Raw genomic sequence first — 21,721 nt, forward strand, 5'->3', positions numbered from 1 at the left:
CGCGTATACTCCTTCTCCCTTTTGCCGGAGAGAACGACACATGCATGCAGGTATGCCATTACTGAGTCACGCGGAGCAGCAGGAAGCGGCGGATCGTATCCATCAACTGATGGAGCAGGGCATGAGCAGCGGTGAAGCCATTGCTCGCGTTGCGCAGGAAATTCGCGAGAAGCATCAGGGCGCTCAGGTTGCGGTACTGTTCGATGAGGATGATGAAGACGAGCAGCATGAGGCCGCACCGGAGGCGTCGCGGGATGACGATGCTGAAGATGACGAAGACTATTGACGTTATCGGGGCCGCGTAAGCGGCCCCGTGAGTATCAGCCGTTGACCGCCACGGCGGCGGCGGCTTGTTTTGCTTGCTCCACCGCCTGTTCCGTCGTGCTCGCCGTCGCCAGTGCTACGCCCAGGCGACGCTGCCCGGCGATCTCCGGTTTGCCGAACAGGCGCAGCTGGTTGTGCCCGCGCAGCGCGTTTTCCAGGCCGCTGAAGCGCACATCGCTGCTGGTAAGCTGTGGCAGGATCACTGCCGAAGCGGAAGGGCCGAACTGGCGGATGGCGCCAATCGGCAACCCGAGAAAGGCGCGAACGTGCAGAGCGAACTCGGACAGATCCTGTGAGATCAACGTGACCATGCCGGTATCATGCGGGCGCGGTGACACCTCGCTGAAGATCACTTCGTCGCCACAGACGAACAGCTCCACGCCGAACAGGCCGAAACCGCCCAGGGCTTTCACCACCTTCTCCGCGATAGCCTGAGCACGGCTCAACGCCGCGGCTGACATGCGCTGCGGCTGCCAAGATTCGCGGTAGTCCCCATCCTCCTGACGATGGCCGATCGGCTCGCAGAAATGCACGCCGTCCACGGCGCTGATGGTCAGCAATGTAATTTCAAAATCGAATCTTACCAGCCCTTCGACGATCACCCGGCCGCCGCCGGCGCGGCCGCCCTGTTGGGCGTAATCCCAGGCGCTTTGCAGCTGCTCAGGCGTGCGGATCAGGCTTTGTCCTTTGCCGGAAGAACTCATCACCGGTTTGACGATGCACGGGTAGCCGATGTGCTCGACCGCCTGCCGGAAAGTCGCCTCGCTGTCGGCAAAGCGGTAGCTGGAGGTGGGCAGGCCAAGTTCTTCCGCCGCCAGACGGCGGATGCCTTCACGGTTCATGGTCAGGCGCGTGGCTTCGGCGCAGGGCACTACGCGGTGACCCTGGCGTTCAAGTTCGACCAGCATGGCGGTAGCGATCGCTTCGATTTCGGGAACGATATAGTCCGGCCGCTCTTGTTCGATAACGGCTTTCAGCGCGTCTCCGTCCAGCATATTGATGACGTGGCTGCGGTGCGCCACATGCATGGCGGGGGCGTCGGGATAGCGATCGACGGCGATCACTTCCAGGCCGAGGCGCTGGCATTCAATGGCGACTTCTTTACCCAGCTCCCCGGAGCCGAGCAACATAACGCGGGTGGCGGAAGGGCGCAGGGCGGTTCCAATCGTTAACATAGTTTCGTACCTGGATCGGTGAAAGTAAGCGGATTGATGATCGGCGGGCAGTATATACGAAAACGATTGCGTGCACAGCCGCCATGCCAAGTTTGTTGCTAACTTACTGTTTTTATGACAAGCAGAAATATTTGCCCTGTATGGACGATTGTGCGTTAATAAGCGACGGCGAAAGAAGGCCTACATATAGCAAGGTTTTCGCGTCTCGTGCCGTCAAGGCAGGTTTATCAAGTAAAGGAAACACAAATGAGCAAGATCACCGGTCACGTAAAATGGTTCAACGAAAGCAAAGGCTTCGGCTTCATCACGCCTGCCGACGGTTCTAAAGACGTTTTCGTTCATTTTTCCGCTATCGTTAGCGATGGTTTCAAGACCCTGGCTGAAGGCCAGCAGGTTGAGTTCTCCATCCAGGACAGCCAACGTGGCCCTGCCGCCGCCAACGTCGTTGCTATTTAACGACTGAGCCGCCGAGAAACCCGCCGCCGGCGGGTTTTTTTATGCTCGCACCCCGTAACGCCGCCCATCTCTGTTATCATTTAGCGCTGATTCGGCGCCAACCTGCGGGCGCGCCGCCATTCCATTCGTCATATAAGAGTTATCGCCGTGAGCACAGTTTCTTTTTCTTCCCTGCCGCTGCCAGCCGAACAGTTGGCCAACCTCAACGAACTGGGGTACGCCAAAATGACGCCGGTACAGGCCGCCGCGTTGCCCGCCATCCTGCAAGGGAGAGACGTGCGCGCAAAGGCGAAAACCGGCAGCGGTAAAACGGCGGCATTCGGCATTGGTCTGCTAAATAATATCGTCGTCGCTCAGGTCGCCACGCAGGCGCTGGTGCTCTGTCCCACCCGTGAGTTGGCCGATCAGGTGAGCAAAGAGCTGCGTCGCCTGGCGCGTTTCACGCAAAACATCAAAATCCTGACGCTGTGCGGCGGTCAACCGATGGGGCCACAGCTCGATTCGCTGGTGCACGCGCCACACATCGTGGTGGGGACACCGGGACGCATTCAGGAGCATCTGCGCAAGAAAACGCTGCTGCTGGACGAGCTGAAGGTGCTGGTGCTGGATGAGGCCGACCGCATGCTGGACATGGGCTTCGCTGACGACATCGACGATGTGATCAGCTATACGCCGCCGCAGCGTCAGACGCTGCTGTTTTCCGCCACCTACCCGACAGGCATCGAACGCATCAGCGATCGCGTTCAGCGCCAGCCGCTGAGCGTCGAAGTGGACGATGACGAAGCGCAGACTGCCATCGAACAACGCTTCTATGAAACCACGCGCGATCAGCGCCCGGCGCTGCTGGTGTCGGCCATTCGTTATCATCAACCCGCGTCCTGCGTGGTGTTCTGCAATACCAAACGCGATTGTCAAACGGTGCTTGAGGCCCTGGAGGCCCGCGGCATCAGCGCACTGGCGCTGCATGGCGATCTGGAGCAGCGCGATCGCGACCAGGTGTTGGTGCGCTTCGCCAACCGCAGTTGCCGGGTGCTGGTGGCGACCGACGTCGCCGCTCGCGGGCTGGACATCAAAGAACTGGAGCTGGTGGTTAACTACGAACTGGCGTTCGATCCCGAAGTGCATGTGCACCGTATCGGTCGTACCGGGCGCGCCGGCATGAGCGGGCTTGCGATCAGCCTGTGCACGCCGCAGGAAATGGCGCGGGCGCATGCGATTGAAGACTACCTGCAGATGGCCGTCGATTGGGCACCGGTTTCCGAGCTGAGCGGGGCGGCCAACGGCTCGCTGGAGGCGGAGATGGTAACGCTGTGCATCGACGGCGGTCGCAAGGCGAAGATCCGCCCCGGCGATATCCTTGGTGCGCTGACCGGCGATGCCGGGCTGACGGCGGCGGAAGTGGGCAAGATCGACATGTTCCCGGTGCACGCCTACGTCGCGATCCGTAAAGCCAGCGCGCGCAAGGCGCTGCAACAGCTGCAACAGGGCAAAATCAAAGGCAAGAGCTGCAAGGTGCGGCTGCTGAAATAAGCCGAAGGCGGGCGGCGGTTTGCCTTCCCGCCACTATCTATTTATACTGTATATATTTACAGTAATTTGAGTATTTGAGGACGCACGCATGGCGGTTGAAGTTAAATATGTGGTGGTGAGAAACGGTGAGGAAAAAATGACTTTCGCGAGCAAGAAAGAAGCCGACGCCTACGACAAAATGCTGGATTTGGCGGATAACCTCGGAGAGTGGCTGCAACAGGCGCCGCTTAACCTGGACGACGAACAGCGCGAAGGGCTGAGTTTCTTCCTGGCAGAGAATAAGGATGCGCTGGGTCTGATTCTGCGCGGCGCATCGCCGGCGGAAACCGCCAAAAAACCGGCGGAAAACAAAGCCAAAAAAACGGTCTCTAACTCAAAAGAGGGATCTGCGTCAGAAAAGCAAGCGGCATAATGACTTATGTTGCGGTGTTGTGATGAAAAAGGATCTAAAATGAGCCGTGAAATAACTTTCTTCAGCCGCTTTGAGCAAGACATTCTGGCCGGGCGTAAAACCATCACCATTCGGGATGCCAGTGAATCGCACTTCGAACCGGGCGAGGTATTGCGCGTAAGCCGCAATGAAGACGGCGTATTTTTCTGCTTTATCGAAGTGCTGTCGGTAACGCCGGTGCGTCTGGATGCGCTGACCGAACGCCACGCACAGCAGGAGAACATGTCGCTCGGCGAACTGAAGCAGGTGATCAAGGAAATCTATCCGGGCCTGGATGCGCTGTTTGTCATCGAGTTTGTCAAACGGTAAACCCGTTGCCGAAACCCTGTTGTGAGCCAGGGATGGGCGCCCGGATAGCGCTAATCACAACGGGAGGAGAGATGAAAAAAACGGGTTTGGCTATCGCCTTGTTGGCCATGATGGGAGCATCGACTGCGGTGTGGGCGCAGGATCAAGAGCAACGCACCGCCAAGGTGGGGCAGTGTGCCGGTCTGCAGCCGGCGGATATTGCCGCCCAGGTCAAGCGTGATTTCTTGCAGAACCGCATTACGCGCTGGGAGGCGGACAAAAAACTGTTGGGCACCGCTACCCCGATCGCCTGGGTCAGCCCGGATGCCATCACCGGCAAGGATCAGGTATGGCAGGTGCCGCTGACGGTGCGTGGCACCAAAGTGGATAAAACCTACCATGTGACGCTCAACTGCAACACGGGCGAGATCGCCTACAGCGCGCCGCAGTAATCGTTTTCCGCAATAAAAAGCCCGCCTGGCGGCGGGCTTGATGCATCAAGACGCGGTCAGTCGCTAAACGGTATCACCAACTCACCCGGTTTCACTTCCAATCCCTTCGCCAGTTTTTTCGCCAGCGCTTCGGTTTTGCTGTTGTCAGGATTCAGCACATAAGCCGGCTTTTGGTCGAAATAAGACTTCAGCGACTGGTTCAGATATGGCGTCAGCGCTTTCATCACCGTCTGCATTTTTTCCGGCTGCACGCTGTAATCGGTCAGTTCCATGTCTTTCAGGTAAATGGCGCCCTGTGCACGGTCGTACACCGGCTGCGCTTTCAGCGTCAGTTTCAGATCCGCCGCCTGCGGGCCGAGAATCGACGTGATGTTGACTTTGGCGTCGCCGGAAAGGGTGACTTTACCCGGCTCGCTGCGGCCGATCTGGCTTTGCAGCTGCGTCAGCACGATGTTGGCGTCCACCAGGCCGGGCACGCCGATCTGCTTCTGATAGTCGTTGTGCTTTTGCAGGTAATCATTCACTTCCTGCTCGCTCAGAGTGTACTGGGTCAGTTGATTGCAACCGGCCAATACGCCGGCGAACAGCAGGGCGGCTGCGCCCATCAGGATCTTCTTCATTAATGCCTCATTGCGACTGCTGGCGAAAAGTGCTGCAGATAATTGATTAATCATTATAAACGTTCCACCTGTGCGTGAAAACGGCAGAAGGCGATGTGCTGAGGATAGTGCGCGCAAAAGCGGGCGACACCTATCGGATAACGCCGAAACCGTCAGCGCCGCAATCGCAGCGCCAAGAGCACCACGCCGGCCAGGCAGGCCGCGCTCCCCAACAGCGGGAACAGCGGAATGCCCCACAGCCGCAGCGACGAATGCATCAGATAAGGCGCAAGCCCCAGGGCAAAAGCGGCGGTGACGATGGCGATAGCCAGGGTGACGGCGGCGCGTTCCAGCGCTTTGCTCAACTGGCCAAGATTACTGACGTTAATATCGGCATTGAGCTGCCCGCGTTTTAGGCGGCGAACCAATAGCCGCAGGGTTTGCGGCAGCTCTTCTCCGGCGTCGAGCGCTTCCCCGCCTAAGGCCAACAACCGCTGGCGCACGGCAGCGGGGGCATAGCGTTGCAGCACCGTGTGTTGCAGCATCGGTTTGAGCGTGGCGACGATGTCGAAGGCCGGATCCAATCGGTGCAGCACGCCGTCGGCGGTGATTAACGCCTTGAACAGCAACACCAGATCGGGCGGCAGCGCCAGCTGGTGTTCACGTGCCATCACCAGCAGATCGGTCAGGGCCTTGCCCAACGTCAGGGTGGCAGCGGCCTGTTTGTCGAGAAAGTTTTGCGCCGCCAGCTCCAGATCCATCAGATCCAGCGGTTCGCTGTCCGACCAGGCGATCAGCGTGTTGACGATACCTTCGGACTGACGATCGGCGATGGCCTGCAGCAGCAGGAGCAACTGATTGCGTCGCCGCTCGGACAGCTGGCCCACCATGCCGAAGTCGATAAAGCCGACGCGGTCACCGCTCAGCGCCATGACGTTGCCGGGATGTGGGTCGGCGTGATACAGCCGATGTTCCAGCACCATGCTCATAAAGGCGCGGGCGCCGCGTTGCGCCAGCAGCGGTCCGTCAAAGCCCGCAGCCGCCAGCTGCTGAGGGTTTTCCGGCGCGGTGCCGGGCAAGTATTCCTGCACTAGCAGGCGTGGGGAAGACCATTGCCAATAGATTTTCGGCACGACGACGTCAGGTTGACGCGCAAACATCCCGGCGACGCGGTCGCAGTTATGCCCTTCGTGGGTCAAATCCAGTTCATGATTGAGCGCCGTCGCCAGCGCTCTGACCATCTGCCGCGGCCGATAGCGCGCCAGCGCGGGGCTCTGCTGCTCCACGGTTTCCGCCAGCGAGGCCAGCAGCCGCAGATCGGCGTGGATGGTTTTCGCCAGGCCGGGCCGCAGCACTTTGACCACGACCTGTTCGCCGCTGCGCAGGCGTGCGCGGTAGATTTGCGCCATCGACGCCGCCGCCAGCGGCGTACGATCGAATTCTGCGAACAGCCGCTCGGGCTCGCCGCCCAGGTCGGCAACGATCTGCGGCGCCAGCGTTTCCCATGGCAACACCGCTGCCTGGCTGTGCAGGCGATCCAGTTCGTCGGTCCAGGCCGGATCCAGCAGGTCGGAACGCGTGGCCAGGATCTGACCGAATTTGACGAAGGTAGGGCCCAGCGCCTCGAGCGCTTCGCGCAGCCGCTTAGGCAGGGTTTGTGCGTCCTGTTGGGCGGATTCAGCGCGGGCGCCGCGCAGCAAAGCCCCCAAGCCCAGCAGACGCAGAACGTCTTGCAGGCCATAACGAATCAGAACGGAGGTAATTTCCTTCAGCCGCGCCCGATCGCGAGCGGTGGCGAGCACCATTTTCAACATCAGTACGCCATATCCTTATTTGTCATTCTTGAACGTTATTGTTCCATATCCAGCAGCAACGGCACCTCGCTGCGCTGTGCCATGCGGTTGCGGTAGGCCTCCACGTTATCCGGCAGCGCAACGCCGGCGACGATCGACAATGAGCGCAGCAGCGGGAACAGGTGGATATCGTCCTCGGACAGTTCGCCGTTCACCGCGTCGGCGGAGGCGATCAGCGGCGACAGCGTTTGCAGGTCGGCTTCCAGTTCGGCGATCAGATCGGCACTGTTGGCGAGATGCTCGGCAAAATCGCCGATAGACGCCTGCTTTTTATCGATAAAGTAACGGCGGGCGCTGTCGGTGGCAAACTCTTCGAAATCGGCATGCGCAATACGCGGCAACAGCAATTTTGCGCTGTAACCGCCGACCCGCTGCAGCCACTCGGCAATGGCCGGGTTGATGCGGCCGGTCAGCACCGGCTTGCCGTCAAGGTTGTCGACATAGCGCACGATATCCAGGCTTTCCGGCATCGCATCGCCGTTGTCTTTGACCAGGATAGGCACCATTTTTTGGCCGATCAGGTTGAACGGGGTCGCCTCATCGTCGTTGAGCAATGTGACCAGGCGAATCGGCAGACGTTTCAGGCCAAAAATCATGCGGGCTTTAACGCAGAATGGGCAATGATCGTAAATGAACAGTTTCATGCTTGCTCCGGGTTGTCAGGTTTTAACAGCAATAGTTACCACAGCTTATCGAGGCTGTCTTGACGTGCGTGTGTTGGATGGTGCGTTATTGCGATATTGCCCGCGCGCCGGCGCGGGCTAGGGGGCGTTATTTCTTGGCCGGTACTGAGTTGAGCACATCGATCAGGTGATTGCGAGCTTCTTCGAGGTCGATTCTGTCACGTTCGTTGGTGGCGGTGACGACCTGCAGCTGTTTGATAATATCGTTTTTCAGGCCGACGTCGCTGGCGAGGATATGGGCCAGTGCCTTTTCCACCAGGGTGGAACGCGCATAAATCATGCGCAAGTTCAGTATCATATGTTCGAGTAGTTGCGGTAATTTTGCTTCTTCGCTCATGCCGACGGGCTCCTGTGGGTGTTTTTACTAACAGGATAGCAGCTGTTGCCGATTCGGCCGGAGTTCTATGGCATTAACCGCCGGGAAGCAGCATCGACGCACTGCGCCGCGGGCTGAACTGCCAGTACAGCGCCAGCAACGTAGCGAAGCCCACTGCCCCCAGCAGCAACCAGGGTAGCTCCGGCATGTTCATCGTCCGCCCGGTATCGTACATCCAACCGCCGCCGGTATAACCCAACGCGCCGCCCAGCGCCAGACCCAGGCGACTAAAGCCCATATAGCTGCCGCGCGCACGCGGGTCGGCCAGCGAAGCGCTCAGCGTTTCGCGCGCCGGTTCGGCGATGATCGATCCCAGATAGAAGCAACAGATCAGCGTGAACACGCCCTGCAAACTGGTGGCGAGGCCGATCGGCAGCAGGCTGAGCGTCATCAGCAACAGGCCCGCCATCAGGCGCTGCTCAAGCCGGAAGTGTTTTTCTCCCCAACGCGCCAGCGGATAGAGCAGCGACAACGACAGCGCCGCTTCAATCGCATACATCCATTTTACCGCCGCCGGTGAACCGGCGATTTCGTTGACCACGATCGGCATCATCAGCATCACCTGTACCGCTAACATGTAATAACCGGTCAGCGTCAGGACATAGGTGAGGAAGCGGCGATCGCGCAGGACCCGCAACATGCCTTCCTTCATCGGAATGCGCACGGTAGAGATGCGGTAAGCCGGCAGTAGCCAGGCGTTCCAGCCGGCGGCCAGCACGAAGATCGCCGCCCCAACCCAGCAGACAAAGTGGAAATCGTACTGCAGTAGCCAACTGCCGATCAGCGCGCCGATTACCGCTCCGGCGCTATCCTGCATCATCAGCAGCGAGAAAAAACGGCCGCGTTCGTGCGGGCGGGTCAGCTTGATCACCAAAGCGGTGCGCGGCGGATCGAATAACGTGCCGCCGAGTGCGGACAGGGCACAAGAGAACCACAGGATCCAGGGTTCATCGGCCATCGCCATGGTGGCGAAACCGGCGGCGCGCAGCAGCATGCCGGTGACGATCATCGGCTTGGCGCCGAAGCGATCGGCGATGGCGCCGCCAAAGATGCCGAGCCCTTGTTGCAACAGCTGGCGCAAACCCAGCGCGATGCCGACGATCAGCGCCGCCCATCCTAATTGATCGACAAAGCGGATCGAAATAAGCGGAAAAACGACAAAGAAGCCTAAAACCACCAGCAGGTTATCGAGCAACAGAAAATATTTACCCAAGCTGCGCGCTTGCGACACCAGAGACATGCTTCACCATGAGCAATCAAGAAAGAAGGAGAGACAGCCGTTCCATTCTCTACCCAATTCCCGTACGGCGACAGGGGCGGCATAGATAATATTTTTTTATCGTCAAGGTGTTACCTAAGCAGCAAAATTGGCGGAAAAACGCCGTAAAACGCGTATTCGGCGATTTACTGAGCGGCCGGTATTTTACCTCGGGGGCGGGCTACGGTTATATTGAATGCAGGGAAGTGCAGTTCTGCGGTGCTATTGGCAAAATAAAACCATGGCAAAAGATCGGCACAGGATAATGATCCGCTCGGCTTCCTAATAAATACTTCTTATCGAACCGTTTTGACTGCGGGGGAAATGATGTTCGGCTATCGCTCTGCATCGCCAAAAGTACGTCTTACTACCGACCGGATGGTGGTCCGTTTAGTGCATGAACGGGATGCCTATCGCCTGGCGGACTATTATGCCGAGAACCGGACCTTTCTCAAACCCTGGGAGCCGGTGCGCGACGAAAGCCATTGTTATCCTTCCGGCTGGCAGGCGCGCCTGGGCATGATCACCGAAATGCAAAAGCAGGGCAGCGCCTACTATTTTATTCTGCTCGATCCGGAAGAACAGGAAGTGCGCGGCGTGGCGAACTTCAGCAACGTGCTGCGCGGTTCGTTTCATGCCTGTTTCCTCGGCTATTCGCTGGGGGAGAAATGGCAGGGGCAAGGGCTGATGTTCGAAGCCCTGCAGTCCGCCATGCGCTATATGCTACGCCAACAGCGCATGCACCGCATCATGGCCAACTATATGCCGCACAACCAGCGCAGCGGCGCACTGCTGACGCGTCTGGGATTCGAACGCGAAGGTTACGCCAAGGATTACCTGCTGATCGACGGCCAGTGGCAAGACCACGTTTTGACGGCATACACCAATAAAGAGTGGCTACCCCCACGTTGAGGCCAAACGATGAAATATGAATTGAACGCCAGAGAGGCGCGGGTCATCGGCTGCCTGTTGGAAAAACAGGTCACGACCCCGGACCAATACCCACTTTCGCTTAACGCCATTACCCTGGCATGCAATCAAAAAACCAACCGCGAGCCGGTGATGGATCTGAGCGAAAGCGAGGTGCAGCAACTGCTCGATCTGTTGCTGCGCAAACATTTCCTGCGCACCCTCAGCGGGTTTGGCAACCGGGTGGTGAAGTACGAACAGCGGTTTTGCAACTCCGAGTTCGGCCAACTGAAACTCTCGCCCGCCGAACTGGCGGTGATCGCCACCTTATTGCTGCGCGGCGCGCAAACGCCGGGCGAGCTGCGCACCCGCACCAACCGGATGCACGAGTTCAACGATGTCAGCGAGGTCGAACAGGTGCTGCAGCAGCTGGCCACGCGCGAAGATGGCCCGTTCGTGGTGCGCCTGGCGCGTGAACCGGGCAAGCGTGAAAGCCGGTTCATGCATCTGTTCAGCGGCCAGATTGATGAAGCGCCGCCGGCGGCGTTCGAATCTGAGGACGACGGCGAACTGAGCGCCAGGGTTAGCGCATTGGAAAGCGAAGTGGCGGAGCTGAAACGGCAGTTGCAACACTTGTTGGTGAGGGATGCGAATGACTAAATTGCGTGTGGGCGTGGTGGGATTGGGCAGTATTGCGCAGAAGGCTTACCTGCCAATACTCGGCCAGGCGGCGGATTGGACGCTGGTGGGCGGTTTTTCGCCCAATCAGCAAAAAGCGCAACCGCTGTGCGACAGCTATCGCATGGCCTGTTTCTCCCGTCTGGACAGCCTGGCCGAACAGTGTGACGCGGTCTTTGTTCACAGCAGCACCGCCAGCCATTTCTCGGTAATCGGCGAGCTGCTGAACCGCGGCGTGCACGTTTACGTCGATAAACCGCTGGCGGAAACGCTGGAGCAGGGCGAGCAGTTGCTTGAGTTGGCCGAGCGGCGAGGCAAAACGCTGATGGTGGGGTTCAACCGCCGTTTCGCGCCGCTTTACCGGCAGCTCAAACAGCAAATGAATCAGCCGGCCTCCATTCGCATGGATAAACATCGGGCGGACAGCGTCGGCCCGCACGATCTGCGTTTTACCCTGTTGGATGATTACCTGCACGTGGTGGACACTGCGCTGTGGCTGGCGGGCGGAAGCGAACAACTGCTGAGCGGCAGCTTGTGCGCCAACGCCGCAGGCGAAATGCTGTACGCCGAGCACCACTTCGCCTGCGGGGGCACGCAGGTGACGACCAGCATGCATCGCCGCGGCGGCAGCCAGCGCGAAAGCGTGCTGGCGGTGACCGACGGCGCGCTGTATCAGTTGACCGACATGCGCCACTGGCGGCGTGAAGATGCGCAGGGCGAGTTGGAACAGCCGGTGCCGGGCTGGCAAAGCACGCTGGTGCAACGCGGCTTCGACGGTGCGGTGCGGCATTTCCTTAATGCCGTTGCCAATCAGAGCGCGCCGGAAACCGGCGGCGAACAGGCGCTGCTTGCCCAGCGGGTGGTCGAGCGTCTGCTGCGGGATAACTCTATGTAACATATGGCGGTAGCTATTCTTTTCCGGATGCGTAAACTGAGCCGATTGTTTCACTGACGCCTGCTGTTGCAGGCGTTGATATTTACGGTACCTATCAGACAACCACATGAACCTACTCAAATCCTTGGCTGCCGTCAGCTCGATGACGATGTTTTCGCGGGTGTTGGGCTTTGCCCGTGATGCGATCGTCGCGCGCGTGTTCGGGGCCGGCATGGCAACGGACGCCTTTTTCGTGGCGTTCAAACTCCCTAATCTGTTACGCCGTATCTTTGCCGAAGGGGCATTTTCGCAGGCCTTCGTGCCGATCCTGGCCGAGTACAAGAGCCAACAGGGTGAAGAGGCGACGCGCACCTTTATCGCCTATGTCTCCGGGCTGTTGACGCTGGTGCTGGCGGTGGTGACGGTGCTGGGCATGCTGGCCGCGCCCTGGGTGATTTACATTACTGCGCCGGGCTTTACCGATACGCCCGACAAGTTTGCTCTGACGTCGGCGCTGCTGCGCATCACATTCCCCTATATTCTGTTGATCTCACTGGCGTCACTGGTGGGGGCGATCCTCAATACCTGGAACCGCTTCTCGATCCCGGCCTTTGCGCCCACGTTGCTTAACGTCAGCATGATCGGCTTCGCGCTGTTTGCCGCCCCGTATTTCCACCCGCCGGTGCTGGCGTTGGCCTGGGCGGTGGTGGTGGGCGGCGTGCTGCAGCTGGGGTATCAGCTGCCGCACCTGCGCAAGATAGGCATGCTGGTATTGCCGCGCCTCAAGCTGGGCGATGCCGGGGTTTGGCGCGTGATGCGCCAGATGGGGCCGGCGATCCTCGGGGTGTCGGTCAGCCAAATCTCGCTGATCATCAACACCATTTTCGCTTCGTTCCTGGTGTCCGGCTCGGTGTCTTGGATGTACTACGCCGACCGCCTGATGGAGTTTCCTTCCGGCGTGCTGGGCGTGGCCTTGGGCACCATCCTGCTGCCGTCGCTGGCCAAAAGCTTCTCGAGCGGCAACCACGACGAGTATTCGCGCCTGATGGATTGGGGGCTGCGCCTGTGCTTCTTGCTGGCGTTGCCGAGCGCCATTGCGCTGGGCATTTTGGCCAAGCCGTTGACCGTTTCGCTGTTCCAGTACGGCAAGTTCAGCGCCTTTGACGCGGCGATGACGCAACGCGCGCTGGTGGCTTACTCGGTAGGGCTGATGGGGCTGATCGTGGTTAAAGTGCTGGCGCCGGGCTTCTATTCACGGCAGGACATCAAAACGCCGGTCAAGATCGCCATCATCACGCTGATCATGACGCAGGTGATGAACCTGGCGTTTATTGGTCCGCTGAAGCATGCCGGCCTGGCACTGTCGATCGGTTTGGCGGCCTGCCTGAACGCCGCGCTGCTGTATTGGCAGCTGCGCAAGCAGAAGATCTTCCAGCCACAGCCGGGTTGGGCGTTGTTCCTCACCAAGCTGGTGATCGCCGTGCTGGTGATGTCGGCAGTGTTGATTGGCGCGATGTGGCTGATGCCGGCCTGGGATCAGGGCAATATGCTGGAACGTTTGCTGCGCTTGGCGGCGGTGGTCGTGGCCGGTGTGGTGGCGTACTTTGGCGTGCTGGCCGGGTTGGGCTTCCGCCCGCGCGATTTTGCGCGCCGCGTCGCCTGAGCCGAAGGCAAGAACAAAAAAAGGTCGCCTGGGCGACCTTTTTACTTTCTGCGCGGTGCGGCTTACATACGTTCGACGGTTTCGATGCCCAGCGTATCCAGACCGGTTTTCAGCGTTTTCGAGGTCAGCAGCGCCAGCTTCAGGCGGCTCTGACGCGCTTCTTCGCTGTCGGCGTTCAGGATCTGGCAGTGCTCGTAGAAACCGGAGAACAAGCCGGCCAGATCGTACAGGTAGCTGCACATGACGTGAGGTGTGCCTTCACGCGCGACGGTGGTGAGCACCTCTTCGAACTGCAGCAGGCGGGTGGCCAGCGCAATTTCACGCTCTTCAGTCAGCGTCAGCGGCAGCGTCAGGCTGCTTTCGTCGATCCCGGCGCGTTTGAATACCGATGCCACACGGGTATAGGCGTATTGCATGTAAGGCGCGGTATTGCCTTCGAAGGCCAACATGTTATCCCAGTCGAAAACATAGTCGGTGGTGCGGCTTTTCGACAGATCGGCGTATTTCACCGCGCCGATGCCGACCACGCGGGCCACGGTCTTCATTTCGTCTTGCGGCATGTCCGGGTTTTTGCCGGCGATCAGCTGTTCGGCGCGTTCGATGGCCTCATCCAGCAGATCGGAGAGCTTCACCGTACCGCCCGAGCGGGTTTTGAACGGCTTACCGTCTTTGCCCAGCATCATGCCGAACATGTGGTGTTCCAGCGAGACGGACTCCGGCACGTAACCGGCCTTGCGCACGATGGTCCAGGCCTGCATCAGGTGCTGATGCTGACGGGAGTCGATGTAATACAGGACGCGATTGGCACCCAGGGTTTCGTAGCGATACTTGGCGCAGGCGATGTCGGTGGTGGTGTAGAGGTAGCCGCCATCCTTTTTCTGGATGATGACGCCCATCGGGTCGCCGTCCTTGTTCTTGTATTCGTCGAGGAACACCACGGTGGCGCCTTCGCTTTCCACCGCTAGCCCCTTGGTTTTCAGATCGGCGACGATGCCCGGCAGCATCGCGTTATACAGGCTTTCGCCCATCACGTCGTCTTCGGTCAGCGTGACGTTCAGGCGGTTATAGGTCAGCTGGTTTTGCGCCATGGTGATATCGACCAGCTTACGCCACATTTTCAGGCAGTACTGATCGCCGCCCTGCAGCTTCACGACGTACGCGCGCGCGCGCTCGGCGAACTCGGCGTCTTCGTCGTAATGTTTCTTGGCTTCGCGGTAAAACTGCTCGAGATCGGACAGGCCCATATCGCTGGCGTTTTCGTTCTGCATTTTTTCCAGGTAGGCAATCAGCATGCCGAACTGGGTGCCCCAGTCGCCGACGTGGTTGGCGCGGATCACTTTATGGCCCAGAAACGCCTGGGTACGCGCCGCGGCGTCGCCGATGATGGTGGAACGCAGGTGGCCGACGTGCATCTCTTTCGCCACGTTCGGCGCGGAGTAGTCGATAACGATGGTTTGCGGCTCAACCGGCGCAATGCCCAGCTTCGGTGCGTTCAGCACCTGATCGGCCTGGCGGGCGACCCAGTCGCTGTTCAGGAAAATGTTGATAAAGCCGGGACCGGCGATTTCCACTTTGCCGGCGACGTCGCCGAGATCCAGCAGTTGCACCACTTTTTCCGCCAACTGACGGGGCGGCATGCCCAGCTTTTTGGCGACGGACATCACGCCGTTGGCCTGGTAATCACCAAACTGCGCCTTGGCGGAAGGGCGGACCTGCGCTTCGCAATCGGCTGGCGCGCCAGCGGCGATCAGCGCCTGGCTGACTTTATCTGAAAGAAGAACCTGAATATTCACCGGGTTACCTTAATGACGAACGAGGGGCTGAAGCCAGCCCCTGCGGGATTCAACGGTGGCGGGCGCGATGGGCGGCCTCCACAAAACAGCCTGCAATTGTAACCGATCTGACGGAGCCCGTCAGCAGTTGGCGCGGCCGCTGCGATGAAACAGTTGTCGGAGGCGGCGCGTTGATTACCGGAAAGTGAACGCAGAATGGCCTGAACAGAATGTACGAAGGGGAGAGTGGCGAAACTAGCGCTTTTTGTTGCGGCGACCGGCATCCAGCGTGTTGGTGCGGCGTGATTTGAAATGACGGTAGATGGCGTATACGGCGATAATTATCAACACCAAGGATATCGTCAGCAATAACATAATGATCATCTCGAATTGAAATTTCCTCCAAAGTAGCCGAGTTGTCTTGGTGAATCAATTGCCCGGGACTAAATTAAGATAATCCTTAGTTTTTCATTAATTATTGAATTTTATTATCTTTGTTTACAATGAGTTGATTGTTTCCTTTTTGTGACTTTGATAAGTGAGTAAAGTGTGATTAAGTGAAAAGATTCAATCGGTTTAACCCTTGAATCGCGAATGGTTTTGTGCAAAATAACTTAAATCATAGCGTCATGAAAAAAAGGCATAATGGCATGCGAAAAATCTTATTTTTTATTTTTTCGTTGATTTAATAAGCTGTCATCTTAATAAAAATCTGGTTTTTTATTCTGCCTGTCCGCAACCAAAAATCATTCTGAACGGCCGCCGAAAAACCTCGCAACGGTGGCGAGCGCTGCCGCCAGCGTGTAAATTACGGCGTTTAACTTTGCGCTCCGTTGTTTTGAGGTTTCTATGACCACTCCCTTGCAGGCCATTGCCGAGCTTGACGATCTGAAGCTCGACCTGCCGCGTTTTGAGCAGGCGTTGCATCAATTTGCCGCCAAATTACGGCTTGATCTGGCCGCGTTTAGCGCCGATCACATCTCCCTGCGCTGTCACCAGAATGCCACCGCCGAACGCTGGCGCCAGGGGCTGATGCAGTGCGGGACACTGCTGTCCGAATCGATGATCAACGGGCGACCTATCTGTCTGTTCGATTTGTCTCAGCCGCTGGCCGTAGGGCCGTGGCGGATAGACTGCATCGAATTGCCGTATCCCGGGGAGAAGCGCTATCCGCACGAAGGCTGGGAACACGTTGAATTAGTGCTCGGTGGCGATCCGCAGACGCTGCACGCCCGGGCGTTGAGCCACCTTGCCGATGAAGCGTTGCTGGCACCGGGGATCAAGCTGAAGCAAAGCTCGCCAAAGGGCGAGGGCGAACGGCTGCCGAACCCGACGCTGGCCATCACTGACGGAACGGTGACGATCAAGTTTCATCCTTATTCCATTCGAGACATCGTCGCCAGCGAACAAGGTTAGCCACGCAGTGCCGCACAGGCTCGCGCCATGCGATCGAGCGCTTCATCGAGCAGGGCCCATCGGCAACCAAAGTTAAGCCGCACAAAGCGCCGATCGCCAAAGTCCAAACCGGCGCTTAGCCCAACGCCCGCACGTTCGAAGAACTGATGCGGGTTATCTACCGGCAACGCGCTGCAGTCTATCCAGGCCAGGTAGGTGGCCTCGATAGGCAGCAACGTCAATCCCGGCATGGCGTTGATACGCTCTGCCAGCCGATCGCGATTGGCGCGCAGGTAAATCAGCTGCTCATCCAGCCAGGGTTGCCCGTATTGATAAGCCGCCTGCGCCGCCACCAGCGCCAACAGATTGACCTCCGGCACGATACCGCTGCGCGCGCGTTTCAGCCTTTGTCGCAGCGCTTCGTTGGGGACGATCGCCATTGACGCGCCCAGTCCGGCGAGATTAAACGTCTTTGACGGGGACATCAGCGTCACGCTGCGTTGGGCCGCATCGTCATTCAGGGTGGCGAAAGGGATATGCCGCACGCCGGGTTCAAGCAGCAGCTCGCAGTGGATTTCATCGGAACAGACGATTAAATCGTGCTCGCGAGCGAACTGATGGTGCTGCAACAGTTCGTCCCGGCGATAAACGGTGCCACCGGGGTTCTGCGGGTTGCACAGCAACAGGAGTTTCTCGTTGCCGTTGAGCCGATCAGGCATCGAGGAAAAATCCAGCCCCCAACGTTGGTCGGCCACCGTTAGCGGCACCGCAAGGTGTTCACGCCCGGCGAATTTGGCCGCCTTGCGAAACGGCGGATAAATGAGCGACGGGGTCAGCGTGCTCTGATGTTCTTCGGTGCAGGCACGCACGCACAGGTTCAGGCCGCACACCAGGCCAGGCAGGAAAATGATCCATTCAGGCTTGATGTGCCAGCCGTAGCGCTCTACCATGCGGCGGGTAAAAACCTCAATAAGATCAGGGGATGGGTGGCTGTAGCCGAATACGCCGTGTGCTACGCGGCGCTGCAAGGCTTCTATCACCGCCGGCGGTGAGGTGAAATCGCTGTCGGCGACCCAAAGCGGGATGATGTCGCTGCCGCGATATTTATCCCACTTAACGCTGTCACTGTGACTGCGGTCTACCCATTGATCAAAATTGAATGCCATAGTTACAACCCTGAGCCGGTTTATGCCTATGCATGAGCCTACGTGAGAAATGAAGAAATGAACAATTGCCGCCGTATGTTGGCCGTTATCTGGGGGTGACAATGATAAAACTGGAAGTTTGTTGCTTTAGCGTCGACTGTGCGCTGACGGCCGAACGGGCAGGCGCCGATCGCATCGAGTTGTGCGCCAGCCAGAGCGAGGGGGGATTGACGCCGAGCTATGGCACGCTGCGTCTGGCGCGCGAGCGGGTTGCGATCCCGGTGCATCCGATTGTTCGTCCTCGCGGTGGCGATTTCTGCTACGGCGCGGTGGATTTCGAGGTGATCAAACAGGATCTCCGCCAGATCCGCGAGATGGGGTTCCCCGGCGTAGTCGTCGGCATGCTGGACGAAGAAGGGCATATCGATCTGCCGCGCATGCGTGAAGTGATGACGCTGTGCGAAGGCATGGCGGTGACGTTCCATCGCGCGTTCGACATGTGCCAGAATCCGATGGTAGCGTTGGAGCAACTGACCGAGCTGGGCGTGGCGCGCATTCTGACCTCCGGTCAACAGCAGAGCGCTGAACTGGGCCTGCCGTTGCTGCGCGATTTGCGCCAGGCCAGTCAGGGCCCGGTGATCATGGCGGGTGCCGGCGTGCGCCTCAGTAATCTGCACAAGTTTGTCGATATCGGCCTGCATGAACTGCACAGCTCTTCCGGCCATCTGGTGCCGTCGACCATGCGTTATCGCAAGGCGGGCGTCACCATGTGCTCCGATAACGAGTTTGACGAATTTAGCCATTATTGCGTGGATGGCGAAATGGTGGAGGCGATGAAAAACGCGCTGGCCTTGGTTGATCCCCTGGCGCAAAGCGCATAAACACGCAGCTAACCGCGTTTGACAACCGGTTTCCGGGCCGTAAGACCCCTTTGCGTGTCACTGAGCCCTCGGCGATCACGCAAGTACCAGGCCCCGGCGTTTTGCCGGGGCTTTTTTTATGCCTTGCAAAGACGTGATGTCCGTTTCAAGGTTGTTTCTCGGTCGAATTGCCCCCCATCTCTTCTTGCGCTCGCCATGCCCTGCTGATAAGTTTGTGAGTTAAAATCCTTTAAATATCATAATATTAAATGATTTTTTGGTATGTATTGTCACGGTGAATGATTTGCGTTCTGCAGCTCATCACCGCGTCTGTATTTTTACCTGTTCTTCGCCGGCCATATGGCCGGAACATCACAGCATCAATTGAGGAGAGCCGTCGACGCAGCCGAGGAGCACGTTGGTGGCGAACTTAACAAGGAGATAACGATAATGACCCGAACGGCACACTGTTTGACCGCTGCGCTTTTGCTGACATTGGCCCTGAGCGGCTGCCAGACCGCCAAGCGGCCCGTTTCTACATTAAGTAAGCCGCCCAGCGCAGAGGACATTGCGGAACAAGACAAACGGCAGCGTGAGGCCGAGCGTATGCAGCAGTGCCAGCGCGAGTTGGATGCCATGCGCGGCATGGATAACGAAAAATACCAAAAATTCAAACGCGAGTTCGATACCTTGATGGGCGGCGCCGCGCAGTATGCCGGGGTACGCCAGCGGGTCAACACGGGCACGCAGGAAACCGTCGACGCCCTGTATCGTTATCGCACCAGCCGCCTCTGCGCAGACATCAGTTCTGCCATGATGACCGGCCTGGCTGAGCGCGGAGAACGCGCCCAATGACCCCCCGTGCAAGAAAGGCATTTCTGAGCCTGATGATACCGCTGGCGTTTGCGCCAGCGGTGGCCGCGGCGGATAACGATGTGCCGGCGTTATTGCAGTTTGCCGAGCGTTATCAGCGGCAGGACGCGCTGGCGGCGGATACCGTGGTGACCCCATCCCAAGAAACCCAAAAGCCGGCGTCCCGGCCGGTTCAAACTCGTGAAACGAGCCCGCAGAGAAAGCAACTGGCGCAGTTGCAAAAGACGCTGCGCGAGAAAGAGGCTCGATTGGAGCAACAGCAAACCGCTATTCAATCACTGCAGCAGGAGCTGACCGCGTTGCGGGTGGCGTCGTCCCTGGCCGCTGCCGATAAACCGGCACCGGCGCCTGATTTGAGCGCGTTGAGCGACTTCGCCAGCGGCGTTCGGCAGGCGCTAAACCTGACCCCGCAGGAGCGCAAGGCTCAGGCGCAGATCGCCGAAGCGCAGGCGGCGTTAGCGCGGCAAAAGCAGCAAACCGAGGAGCGCGATCGGCGCATCGCCTTGCTGGAACAACGGCTGGCGGCGCTGCCTAAACAGCCTGATAACGCTCGGCAACAGGTCTGGCAGGAGAAACTGGCGGCGGCCCAGACCGCCAACGATACAGCGCGCCAGCGTTATGAGCAGGGAAAAAAAACAGCCGCCGCTGAGCTGGAACAGCAGAAGGCCGAGGCTGCCAGGCTGACGGGCGAACTGCAGCAGCAGCTGGCGCAGCTGCAAAAGGAGCAGGAGGGCCAACGGCAGCAGGGTGGGCAGCAAGAGAAAAGCCTGAAGGCCGCGCTGGCGCAGCAAAAGGCCGAAGCTGCCAAGGCGACGGGCGAGCTTCAACAGCAGCTGGCGCAGCGGCAGAAAGAGCAGGAGGACCAACGCCAACAGGCCGAGCGGCAAGAGAAAAACCTGAAGGCCGCGCTGGCGCAGCAAAAGGCTGAAGCCGCCAAGGCGACGGGCGAGCTTCAACAGCAGCTGGCGCAGCGGCAGAAAGAGCAGGATGACCAACGCCAACAGGCCGAGCGGCAAGAGAACAACCTGAAGATTGCGCTGGAACAGCAAAAGGCCGAAGCCGCCAAGATGATGGGCGAGCTTCAGCAGCAGCTGGCGCAGCGGCAGAAAGAGCAGGAGGACCAACGCCAACAGGCCGAGCGGCAAGAGAACAACCTGAAGATTGCGCTGGAACAGCAAAAGGCTGAAGCCGCCAAGGCGACGGGCGAACTTCAGCAACAGCTGGCGCAGTTACAGGAAAAAAACAAGACGCAAACCGAGCAGGCGAAGGCATTGGAGCAGCGGCTGGCAATGGCGATGGCGGAAAGCGATAAATCAACACTGCAACTGGCGAAAACGACGGAGCAGGCGAAAAAAACTGCAACGGAGCTGGTGGACGCCAATCAAGCGCAGCAAGCTTTGCAAGACGAGCTGAGCGGGCTGAGATCGCGGGCCAAATGGCTGCCGGATGCGCAGGCGCTCAAGAAACAGCCGGCGCAGCAGAGCTATGCTGCCGGTGTTGCTTTGGGGCGCGATATTCAAACAATGCTGGCGGAGCGTAAAAATTGGGGCATCAATCCCGATAAAACCGTGCTGCTGGCGGGCGTGATCGATACCTTTAACGGCCATTACCAGTTGAGCGATGCACAGTTGACCCGCGCGCTGGCGGAGTCGGAAAAAGCGGTGAACGATGCCAGAAACCAGGTGGCAAAGACGCAGACCGGCAAGGGCGAGGCGTTCGTCGCCGAGTTTAAAAAGAAGAAGGGCACGCAGAAGTCGCCTGCCGGTTTTTGGTATCGCATCGATTATGCGGGTGATGAAGCCATTAAGGAAAACGCGCGGGTAGACATCGTGGTGAAAGAGAGTTTAACCGACGGCAGCGTGATTCAGGATATGGATCGCAGTGGGAAGGTGATGTCACAGCCGCTCTCCGCCTATCCGCCGTTGTTCCGCGAGGCGATCGGCCATCTGAAAAACCACGGTTCGCTGACGATGGTGGTGCCGCCGGCGTTGGCGTACGGTGAAACGGGCTATGCGCCGCAGATCCCGCCGAATGCGACAATGGTGTATGAGCTGCGGATTGTCGATGTCAGTAACGGGTAAGGTCGGGCCGGCGCAGGCCGGCCCGA

General features: G+C 58.8%; 22 protein-coding genes. 14 read left to right on the forward strand and 8 right to left on the reverse strand.

Features of this window, described 5'->3' with window-relative positions:
* Window positions 1-40 precede the first annotated feature (40 nt).
* Window positions 41-286, forward strand: coding sequence for a YoaH family protein (locus tag ACYF6X_RS06180; protein WP_063990176.1), 246 nt, complete (start codon window positions 41-43; stop codon window positions 284-286).
* A gap of 34 nt (window positions 287-320) precedes the next feature.
* On the opposite strand, the gene purT is transcribed toward ACYF6X_RS06180, so the two are convergent.
* Window positions 321-1,499 carry a formate-dependent phosphoribosylglycinamide formyltransferase gene (gene purT, locus ACYF6X_RS06185; protein WP_063990175.1) on the reverse strand — a complete coding sequence of 393 codons (1,179 nt, stop codon included), beginning with the start codon at window positions 1,497-1,499 and terminating at the stop codon, window positions 321-323.
* A gap of 246 nt (window positions 1,500-1,745) precedes the next feature.
* On the opposite strand from purT, the gene cspE reads away from it, so the two are divergent.
* The 5 genes from cspE to yebF all read left to right on the forward strand — a co-directional run bounded on the left by cspE (window position 1,746) and on the right by yebF (window position 4,676).
* The gene (gene cspE / locus ACYF6X_RS06190) at window positions 1,746-1,955 is read left to right on the forward strand and encodes a transcription antiterminator/RNA stability regulator CspE (RefSeq protein ID WP_004927572.1); all 210 of its coding nucleotides are present in this window, start codon (window positions 1,746-1,748) and stop codon (window positions 1,953-1,955) included.
* A 147-nt stretch (window positions 1,956-2,102) separates the two neighbouring features.
* Window positions 2,103-3,485 (forward strand): ATP-dependent RNA helicase DbpA, encoded by a 1,383-nt coding sequence (gene dbpA, locus ACYF6X_RS06195; RefSeq protein ID WP_063990174.1) that lies wholly within the window; start codon window positions 2,103-2,105, stop codon window positions 3,483-3,485.
* 88 nt (window positions 3,486-3,573) lie between these two features.
* Window positions 3,574-3,897 carry a YebG family protein gene (locus ACYF6X_RS06200; protein ID WP_063990173.1) on the forward strand — a complete coding sequence of 108 codons (324 nt, stop codon included), beginning with the start codon at window positions 3,574-3,576 and terminating at the stop codon, window positions 3,895-3,897.
* Between the two features lie 39 nt (window positions 3,898-3,936).
* Window positions 3,937-4,245 carry a N(4)-acetylcytidine aminohydrolase gene (gene yqfB, locus ACYF6X_RS06205; RefSeq protein ID WP_004927562.1) on the forward strand — a complete coding sequence of 103 codons (309 nt, stop codon included), beginning with the start codon at window positions 3,937-3,939 and terminating at the stop codon, window positions 4,243-4,245.
* A gap of 71 nt (window positions 4,246-4,316) precedes the next feature.
* On the forward strand, window positions 4,317-4,676 hold the full coding sequence (yebF, locus tag ACYF6X_RS06210) for a protein YebF (RefSeq protein WP_130017586.1): 360 nt from the start codon (window positions 4,317-4,319) through the stop codon (window positions 4,674-4,676).
* A 56-nt stretch (window positions 4,677-4,732) separates the two neighbouring features.
* Here yebF and ACYF6X_RS06215 read toward each other — a convergent pair whose 3' ends face one another.
* The 5 genes from ACYF6X_RS06215 to mdtH form a co-directional block, all read right to left on the reverse strand.
* Complete coding sequence (locus ACYF6X_RS06215; RefSeq protein WP_004927555.1) at window positions 4,733-5,296, reverse strand: lipoprotein; 564 nt, start codon at window positions 5,294-5,296, stop codon at window positions 4,733-4,735.
* Between the two features lie 152 nt (window positions 5,297-5,448).
* Complete coding sequence (locus ACYF6X_RS06220; RefSeq protein WP_130017587.1) at window positions 5,449-7,089, reverse strand: ABC1 kinase family protein; 1,641 nt, start codon at window positions 7,087-7,089, stop codon at window positions 5,449-5,451.
* Between the two features lie 35 nt (window positions 7,090-7,124).
* Window positions 7,125-7,772 carry a glutaredoxin 2 gene (grxB, locus tag ACYF6X_RS06225; RefSeq protein ID WP_130017588.1) on the reverse strand — a complete coding sequence of 216 codons (648 nt, stop codon included), beginning with the start codon at window positions 7,770-7,772 and terminating at the stop codon, window positions 7,125-7,127.
* Window positions 7,773-7,899: 127 nt separating this feature from the next.
* Entirely contained in the window at window positions 7,900-8,148 is a 249-nt protein-coding gene (locus ACYF6X_RS06230; RefSeq protein WP_063990169.1) for a hypothetical protein, read from the reverse strand.
* Window positions 8,149-8,221: 73 nt separating this feature from the next.
* Complete coding sequence (gene mdtH / locus ACYF6X_RS06235; protein WP_063990168.1) at window positions 8,222-9,427, reverse strand: multidrug efflux MFS transporter MdtH; 1,206 nt, start codon at window positions 9,425-9,427, stop codon at window positions 8,222-8,224.
* Window positions 9,428-9,772: 345 nt separating this feature from the next.
* On the opposite strand from mdtH, the gene rimJ reads away from it, so the two are divergent.
* The 4 genes from rimJ (at window position 9,773) to murJ (ending at window position 13,569) form a co-directional block, all read left to right on the forward strand.
* Window positions 9,773-10,357, forward strand: a complete 585-nt coding sequence (gene rimJ / locus ACYF6X_RS06240) for a ribosomal protein S5-alanine N-acetyltransferase (RefSeq protein WP_063990360.1) — start codon at window positions 9,773-9,775, stop codon at window positions 10,355-10,357.
* 9 nt (window positions 10,358-10,366) lie between these two features.
* Window positions 10,367-11,014 carry a YceH family protein gene (locus ACYF6X_RS06245; RefSeq protein ID WP_063990167.1) on the forward strand — a complete coding sequence of 216 codons (648 nt, stop codon included), beginning with the start codon at window positions 10,367-10,369 and terminating at the stop codon, window positions 11,012-11,014.
* The gene (locus ACYF6X_RS06250) at window positions 11,007-11,927 is read left to right on the forward strand and encodes a Gfo/Idh/MocA family protein (RefSeq protein ID WP_130017589.1); all 921 of its coding nucleotides are present in this window, start codon (window positions 11,007-11,009) and stop codon (window positions 11,925-11,927) included. The genes ACYF6X_RS06245 and ACYF6X_RS06250 overlap by 8 nt, the downstream gene beginning before the upstream one ends.
* A gap of 106 nt (window positions 11,928-12,033) precedes the next feature.
* Window positions 12,034-13,569, forward strand: a complete 1,536-nt coding sequence (murJ, locus tag ACYF6X_RS06255) for a murein biosynthesis integral membrane protein MurJ (protein WP_063990165.1) — start codon at window positions 12,034-12,036, stop codon at window positions 13,567-13,569.
* 62 nt (window positions 13,570-13,631) lie between these two features.
* On the opposite strand, the gene argS is transcribed toward murJ, so the two are convergent.
* A complete protein-coding gene (gene argS / locus ACYF6X_RS06260) occupies window positions 13,632-15,362 on the reverse strand; it encodes an arginine--tRNA ligase (RefSeq protein ID WP_107226334.1) in 1,731 nt (576 codons plus the stop codon).
* Window positions 15,363-16,190: 828 nt separating this feature from the next.
* Between argS and ACYF6X_RS06265 the strand changes: the two genes are divergently transcribed.
* A complete protein-coding gene (locus tag ACYF6X_RS06265) occupies window positions 16,191-16,757 on the forward strand; it encodes a VOC family protein (protein WP_130017590.1) in 567 nt (188 codons plus the stop codon).
* Here the strand turns inward: ACYF6X_RS06265 and ACYF6X_RS06270 are convergent.
* Window positions 16,754-17,902: a MalY/PatB family protein gene (locus ACYF6X_RS06270; RefSeq protein WP_130017591.1), complete on the reverse strand. Its 1,149-nt coding sequence runs from the start codon at window positions 17,900-17,902 to the stop codon at window positions 16,754-16,756. The two genes, ACYF6X_RS06265 and ACYF6X_RS06270, sit on opposite strands and share 4 nt — an antisense overlap.
* Before the next feature lie 101 nt (window positions 17,903-18,003).
* Here ACYF6X_RS06270 and cutC point away from each other — a divergent pair, with 101 nt between their 5' ends.
* The 3 genes from cutC to ACYF6X_RS06285 all read left to right on the forward strand — a co-directional run bounded on the left by cutC (window position 18,004) and on the right by ACYF6X_RS06285 (window position 21,695).
* A complete protein-coding gene (cutC, locus tag ACYF6X_RS06275) occupies window positions 18,004-18,762 on the forward strand; it encodes a copper homeostasis protein CutC (protein ID WP_063990161.1) in 759 nt (252 codons plus the stop codon).
* Between the two features lie 429 nt (window positions 18,763-19,191).
* Window positions 19,192-19,596 (forward strand): hypothetical protein, encoded by a 405-nt coding sequence (locus tag ACYF6X_RS06280; RefSeq protein WP_130017592.1) that lies wholly within the window; start codon window positions 19,192-19,194, stop codon window positions 19,594-19,596.
* A complete protein-coding gene (locus ACYF6X_RS06285; protein ID WP_406879979.1) occupies window positions 19,593-21,695 on the forward strand; it encodes an FKBP-type peptidyl-prolyl cis-trans isomerase N-terminal domain-containing protein in 2,103 nt (700 codons plus the stop codon). The genes ACYF6X_RS06280 and ACYF6X_RS06285 overlap by 4 nt, the downstream gene beginning before the upstream one ends.
* The last annotated feature ends 26 nt before the right edge of the window (window positions 21,696-21,721 follow it).

Source organism: Serratia sp. ID 25-353, from assembly GCF_054792795.1.

Bases quoted from the DNA above. Each gene is read 5' to 3' on its own strand.
- mdtH (WP_063990168.1), bottom strand. From the start codon at position 9,427: ATGTCTCTGGTGTCGCAAGCGCGCAGCTTGGGTAAATATTTTCTGTTG.
- ACYF6X_RS06215 (WP_004927555.1), bottom strand. From the start codon at position 5,296: ATGAAGAAGATCCTGATGGGCGCAGCCGCCCTGCTGTTCGCCGGCGTA.
- cspE (WP_004927572.1), top strand. From the start codon at position 1,746: ATGAGCAAGATCACCGGTCACGTAAAATGGTTCAACGAAAGCAAAGGC.
- ACYF6X_RS06220 (WP_130017587.1), bottom strand. From the start codon at position 7,089: ATGTTGAAAATGGTGCTCGCCACCGCTCGCGATCGGGCGCGGCTGAAG.
- cutC (WP_063990161.1), top strand. From the start codon at position 18,004: ATGATAAAACTGGAAGTTTGTTGCTTTAGCGTCGACTGTGCGCTGACG.
- ACYF6X_RS06265 (WP_130017590.1), top strand. From the start codon at position 16,191: ATGACCACTCCCTTGCAGGCCATTGCCGAGCTTGACGATCTGAAGCTC.
- ACYF6X_RS06280 (WP_130017592.1), top strand. From the start codon at position 19,192: ATGACCCGAACGGCACACTGTTTGACCGCTGCGCTTTTGCTGACATTG.
- yqfB (WP_004927562.1), top strand. From the start codon at position 3,937: ATGAGCCGTGAAATAACTTTCTTCAGCCGCTTTGAGCAAGACATTCTG.
- ACYF6X_RS06180 (WP_063990176.1), top strand. From the start codon at position 41: ATGCATGCAGGTATGCCATTACTGAGTCACGCGGAGCAGCAGGAAGCG.
- grxB (WP_130017588.1), bottom strand. From the start codon at position 7,772: ATGAAACTGTTCATTTACGATCATTGCCCATTCTGCGTTAAAGCCCGC.
- ACYF6X_RS06285 (WP_406879979.1), top strand. From the start codon at position 19,593: ATGACCCCCCGTGCAAGAAAGGCATTTCTGAGCCTGATGATACCGCTG.
- purT (WP_063990175.1), bottom strand. From the start codon at position 1,499: ATGTTAACGATTGGAACCGCCCTGCGCCCTTCCGCCACCCGCGTTATG.
- ACYF6X_RS06270 (WP_130017591.1), bottom strand. From the start codon at position 17,902: ATGGCATTCAATTTTGATCAATGGGTAGACCGCAGTCACAGTGACAGC.
- ACYF6X_RS06230 (WP_063990169.1), bottom strand. From the start codon at position 8,148: ATGAGCGAAGAAGCAAAATTACCGCAACTACTCGAACATATGATACTG.
- ACYF6X_RS06245 (WP_063990167.1), top strand. From the start codon at position 10,367: ATGAAATATGAATTGAACGCCAGAGAGGCGCGGGTCATCGGCTGCCTG.
- ACYF6X_RS06200 (WP_063990173.1), top strand. From the start codon at position 3,574: ATGGCGGTTGAAGTTAAATATGTGGTGGTGAGAAACGGTGAGGAAAAA.
- rimJ (WP_063990360.1), top strand. From the start codon at position 9,773: ATGTTCGGCTATCGCTCTGCATCGCCAAAAGTACGTCTTACTACCGAC.
- ACYF6X_RS06250 (WP_130017589.1), top strand. From the start codon at position 11,007: ATGACTAAATTGCGTGTGGGCGTGGTGGGATTGGGCAGTATTGCGCAG.
- yebF (WP_130017586.1), top strand. From the start codon at position 4,317: ATGAAAAAAACGGGTTTGGCTATCGCCTTGTTGGCCATGATGGGAGCA.
- murJ (WP_063990165.1), top strand. From the start codon at position 12,034: ATGAACCTACTCAAATCCTTGGCTGCCGTCAGCTCGATGACGATGTTT.